Genomic DNA, 4,989 nt, shown 5'->3' on the forward strand with positions numbered 1-4,989 from the left:
GTTTGAGACAGTTTTTATGATTATTTGAGGCGAATAGCGAGCTATTCAACGAAAAGAATCATAAAAAATGGCCAAATCAGGCTTTTTCGCAGTAGGTCAGTGGTAAGTCCGACAGGCTCCTAGTGTCAGGCTTTCATAATCAACCACTAAAATCCCATAGCCTTTCGAGCAAACCGGCCTTTCAGTTCCCGACTCATATCGAGACAGGTTAACCCCAGATTTCTGGCCAGAATCACCGGCAACTCCTGTCGGGAAAACAGTTTCACCAGACCATCACAGAAGTCTAAAGTCATCTTTTGATCTGCCTTCTGTCCATCGACATACTGCAGCAACCGGGTCAGATTACCAGGCGCAATACCCTGCCCAAGAGATTCAACAATGTTCTGTGCAAGGGCCAGTGTATCCCTGATGGCCAGGTTGTATCCCTGACCTGCGACAGGATGCATGGCATGAGCAGCATTACCTAATACGACCAGTCCTGGTCGTACCTGCTCACGGGCAACACTGAGAGCCAGAGGATAGGTTTCACGCTTTCCTACCCTGGTAAACGCCCCCGCCCTGTAACCAAACTTTTCCTGTAAAGTTGCCAGGAATGCCTCATCGTCCATAGACATTTTGTCGTCTATCTCATCAGAGGGGACTGTCCAGACCAACGCTGAGCGATCATCTGAAAGAGGGAGCAGAGCCATAGGACCTCTTCCGGCAAACCGTTCATAGGCTACGCCTTTATGAGGCCTGTCCAGGGAAACATTGGCAATCAGCGCATGCTGTTCGTAGTCATAGTGCTTACGGGAAATACACAGTTTTTCCATCAGACTGGAACGCCCACCGTCAGCAAGAATCACCAGTGAGGCTGCTGTCTCAACAGCCCCTTCAGGCTGCTCGATAGTCACTTTCATTTCTGAATCGGGTAAAGGCTGCAAGGACTGAACTTGTGCAGGACTCAGGACTTCCACCAGCCCCTGGTCACGATAGTCTTTCAGTCTTTTAAGTAGCACTTCACCAAGACGATGGTTTTCTACTACATAGCCAAGTGCAGGAACGCCTTCCTCCTGATGACTGAGGCTCGTGGCTCCAAAATGCCCACGGTCAGACACCTGAATATCCAGAATAGGAGTGGCAAACTGATCCAGGCCGGACCAGAGTCCAAGCTCTTCATAAATCAGTTGAGTGCCATAAGAGAGTGCCGAGGCCCTGGCATCGTAACTGGGTGGAGTATCCCTTGCCTCATCAATGGAGTGCGTCTCAACCAGAGCAACTTTCAACCCATACTCTTTGATCGCAGACTCCAGAGCACACAGTAAACTGGCACCCACCAGTCCACCACCAATGATCAGGACATCATACTTCCCGGTCATCTCTCTCTCCTTTCTACCGTAAAACACTCATCACCGAAGGGAACGCCAACACTTTCTGTCTTCATTCGGGGGTTCATCCCGACACAATGGACTTTCGCTGCAAGTCCATTCAATGGATGGTTTTTTTGCCACCCTTTTTAGTTTTTTCCTGAGCGGTCACTTCAGAAAAAACAGTAATCAGCGCCATTCGAACAAATTCACTGACTTCTATGAAGAAGCGTTCAGATTCATCACTGTTATCCGCTTCTGGCTGAATCTGGGCAATTTCAGAGAAGTCACTCAAAACCCCTTCCACTTCTTCACTCAGGGTTTTGCTACCAATCACTTCACCAAAGCCGGACAGGAAGCCCTGACACCAATAACCCAGAGCCTCTGTTCTTTGCTCCAGAGCGTCGTCATCGGGCAAAAGCAGGGCAATGGAAAAGTCGGACTGATCCAACTGCTGCAAGGTTCCCTGATACATTTTTGTCAGCAGATCCTGAAAGCGGCTGTCCAGCTCTTCATTATCCAGCTCTTCATTATCCAGCAAACCGGACACCTGCCTGAACCAGGTTTCAACACCTGGCTGACTGCCAGCAGCAAACGTACCGCAAAGTATTCCATGCAGTTCGGAAGGATGACTACCCCCTCCCATTTCTACCAGTCGATCAGCTAACTCATCAAAGGCGACAACGTCAAAAGTCGCATCACTATTTGTCATTACTATTACCTTGAAAGCCTCTTGGAGGGGTCCACGGAACACCGAATAACCGGCCTTTATCAGGATGGATTGCAAGTCCGACAGGAAACCAGCCCCCTAAGACTCTATGAAAAATCGATAGTGCGTGAGTGTACCAGATTTATCGAGTAGGCAAATCGCAAAGGCATTGTTCTGTATACCTACAGCCGCTATAGTAGATCCAATAACACGGTCCCGGAACCTATGAACGACCACGAACTCGCAGCTCTGAATCAGAAAATTGATTATCTGGTAGCCATCAGTCTGAAACTGAAAGAAGAAAACCGGTTACTGCGTGCCAAGGAGCAATCCTGGCTGGCCGAACGCGCTCAACTTATGGAAAAGAACGATGTCGCACGCAGCAAGGTCGAGGCCATGATCAACCGCCTGCGTACTCTGGAGCATGAATCTTAATGGACAGCCCATCCACTACCACCGTCAGTATCCTGGATAAAGAATACCGAATCAGCTGCCCCAAAGAAGAAGAAGCCAACCTTCATCAGGCAGCCCAACATTTAAACGAACAAATGAAGCTGATCCGTGCCGGTGGCGTGATCGGTACAGAACGCATTGCCGTGATGGCTGCGTTAAACATCAGCTATGAACTGTTACAGAGCAAGCAACAGAGCCTGACTGACAACTCCGATGCCCAGGAACAAATCAAACAGATGCTCGGCAAGCTGGATCAGGCTCTTATGTCGATCGAAAACTAAGCCCACTGCCGCTTAAACAATTTCTGTCTTATAGCCGTCCAGAATTTTACATGGGCGGTGTTCTGCTATTTATCCTTCTGAACCCCTTGAGCGCCATACGCTAACAGGTAGCTATAAGCAAAAAACCATTTGAGCTATCAGTCAAAAGATCAATAGCAAAAAAAACCTACAGACTTGCACATCAGAACCGATATAATCCCGGTTAAGTCTCCCTGGTCTGTTTGCCAGTCATTAAAGACCCGGGCTGATAATACCAAACCAGGAAGTTCCTCGTTGATGCTGGAGCGCAGGTCCACCTTGCAGTGGAAAGCCCGATTCATCACAGTAACCTCCACCGTTGCTTAACAGCAACGGGCTTACGTGACAGCGGCAGTTTGGGGAGACTTACTATCATTTAGTACATTCCGTCCCATCACTTCTCACTTTCCTCTGAAACCCCTATGAAACCCCTATGAAACAAGGCAAAAATGCCTCTCACCCAAAATCACAAGCTATTTTTTCTCTCGTCTCATAGTGAGTACTAAGGTACATTTAATACGTAGCATCGCAGATAAAACTGCCCAAATAACTGCCCAGTTTTCCTCCCGTTACCCAGCGACAACGGAAAAACTGGCATATAGTGAATGACCTCAAAATCCAGAATAAGAAGTCACGACTATGGCAAAGAAAAATCTAACGGATGTCGCCATTCGTAATAAGAAACCTGAAAGCAAAGAGACTACGATGGTCGATATGTCTGGCCTGATCTGCCGGATATTCCCTTCAGGAAGAAAAGCATTCTGCTGGCGCTATATGGACCACCACCGCAACAGGCAGCAATCCAGAATTGAGTACGGTGACTACCCTGATCGGTCACTGGAAGATGCCCGGCGAATTCACCTGTCTGCCAAGTCTGCCAAGTCTGCCAGAAAAAACGGTCAAGACATCAAAGACCCATCGGTCCTGAATCAAATTATCAAAGAGGTGGTTAAAGATTCTGCCAACTTTGTCCCTTTGCTCAAGGAGTACACATTATCTGATCTGGTAGCGGACTACTTCAAAGGACACATTGAAAAAAATAACATTGGTCCACGTCCCTACAACAGGATCAAGAAACACGTGGAGCCCGTTCTGGGACATTACTCTGCTGACCATGTTCCTGCCGAAGAGATCAAGCAACTCATCACTCATTTACGAGATAACAACCAGAAGGACAGAACCATTTTTGATACTGTCCGTTTTACTGTCTCTATGTATCGCTGGGGTATCGCCCACTTCAAATGTAAAACCAACCCGTTTGAACCTTACTCAATAAAAGCGAAACGGAAGATACGAACATCTTACTATCCAATGCATGAACTACGAACACTGTTAACTAATCCCGAAGATTTCCCCATCAAGAAAGACTTCTACCTCATGCAGAAAGCGCTTATTCTCTCCGGCACACGAAGAACACAGGTGCTCGAAGCTGAAATCAATGAGTTCAACTTTGAGAATGGCAACTGGACGATTCCTCCTGAGCGAGTCAAAAACCAGAATATGCTCAAGGATGACGAAGAGAAAGTGCCTTTTATCATCCCTATGTCCACACAACTAATGGCTACCGTCCAAGAGGCCATTAGCCTGTTTGGAAATGACAGGCATGTATTTGGCAGTAAGAGAACCCTATTCATAGACAAGCAGTGGCAGCGAGTAAAAGGCGGTTCATCCAGTCCAAGACACTACAATTACGAAATCAAGGCTTTCCGCGAACACTACGGCATCACAAACCGTACCAACCACGATCTGCGCCGAACCCTGGAAACAAACCTCACCAACTTGGGTGTCAGTGAATCCATTACCACAGCAATGACCGGGCACAGCCGCAAGGGCATGAGCAAAACCTATAACCAGGCAAAGCAAATTCATGTACTCAGAACCGCCTTTCAGATGTGGGCAGATTTTATCGACTTCATCTGTGAAAAAGATCAGACCTACGCCATTTATTTTGAAGAACAGAGACCCAGTCATGAACTGAAAGACATCTATACCACTTTCAAATTCAATGACCGGATCATTGATACCTTTTCAATATTTGAAGGCCGGTAACGGCCCAAATGGTAACTATTCAGCCCCCTCAAAATAGGCTGGATTTTTCAGAGTTTTGTGCCATTTTCTACTAAACCTTTCTCTTTACTCTCAGTCATGACTCATATTGCACCCGATATACAGACCCGCGTCG

5 protein-coding genes and 1 other RNA gene are annotated in these 4,989 nt (G+C 47.2%); 4 read left to right on the top strand and 2 right to left on the bottom strand.

Features of this window, described 5'->3' with window-relative positions; translation table 11 throughout:
- Positions 1-146: 146 nt before the first annotated feature.
- Together ubiH and ACR2PX_RS07290 are read right to left on the bottom strand one after the other, a co-directional pair.
- Entirely contained in the window at positions 147-1,358 is a 1,212-nt protein-coding gene (gene ubiH / locus ACR2PX_RS07285) for a 2-octaprenyl-6-methoxyphenyl hydroxylase (RefSeq protein WP_433998692.1), read from the bottom strand.
- A gap of 109 nt (positions 1,359-1,467) precedes the next feature.
- Positions 1,468-2,058 (bottom strand): UPF0149 family protein, encoded by a 591-nt coding sequence (locus tag ACR2PX_RS07290; protein ID WP_433998693.1) that lies wholly within the window; start codon positions 2,056-2,058, stop codon positions 1,468-1,470.
- A gap of 222 nt (positions 2,059-2,280) precedes the next feature.
- On the opposite strand from ACR2PX_RS07290, the gene ACR2PX_RS07295 reads away from it, so the two are divergent.
- The 4 genes from ACR2PX_RS07295 to ACR2PX_RS07310 all read left to right on the top strand — a co-directional run bounded on the left by ACR2PX_RS07295 (position 2,281) and on the right by ACR2PX_RS07310 (position 4,856).
- Entirely contained in the window at positions 2,281-2,490 is a 210-nt protein-coding gene (locus ACR2PX_RS07295; RefSeq protein ID WP_433998694.1) for a TIGR02449 family protein, read from the top strand.
- The gene (locus ACR2PX_RS07300) at positions 2,490-2,789 is read left to right on the top strand and encodes a cell division protein ZapA (protein WP_433998695.1); all 300 of its coding nucleotides are present in this window, start codon (positions 2,490-2,492) and stop codon (positions 2,787-2,789) included. The genes ACR2PX_RS07295 and ACR2PX_RS07300 overlap by 1 nt, the downstream gene beginning before the upstream one ends.
- A gap of 206 nt (positions 2,790-2,995) precedes the next feature.
- Positions 2,996-3,174, top strand: a non-coding RNA gene (ssrS, locus tag ACR2PX_RS07305) — 6S RNA.
- Between the two features lie 272 nt (positions 3,175-3,446).
- Positions 3,447-4,856 (top strand): tyrosine-type recombinase/integrase, encoded by a 1,410-nt coding sequence (locus tag ACR2PX_RS07310; protein WP_433998696.1) that lies wholly within the window; start codon positions 3,447-3,449, stop codon positions 4,854-4,856.
- Positions 4,857-4,989 lie beyond the last annotated feature (133 nt).

Source organism: Endozoicomonas sp. (assembly GCF_051008435.1).
Lineage (GTDB): Bacteria > Pseudomonadota > Gammaproteobacteria > Pseudomonadales > Endozoicomonadaceae > Endozoicomonas_A.

Bases quoted from the DNA above. Each gene is read 5' to 3' on its own strand.
- ubiH (WP_433998692.1), bottom strand. From the start codon at position 1,358: ATGACCGGGAAGTATGATGTCCTGATCATTGGTGGTGGACTGGTGGGT.
- ACR2PX_RS07290 (WP_433998693.1), bottom strand. From the start codon at position 2,058: ATGACAAATAGTGATGCGACTTTTGACGTTGTCGCCTTTGATGAGTTA.
- ACR2PX_RS07295 (WP_433998694.1), top strand. From the start codon at position 2,281: ATGAACGACCACGAACTCGCAGCTCTGAATCAGAAAATTGATTATCTG.
- ACR2PX_RS07300 (WP_433998695.1), top strand. From the start codon at position 2,490: ATGGACAGCCCATCCACTACCACCGTCAGTATCCTGGATAAAGAATAC.
- ACR2PX_RS07310 (WP_433998696.1), top strand. From the start codon at position 3,447: ATGGCAAAGAAAAATCTAACGGATGTCGCCATTCGTAATAAGAAACCT.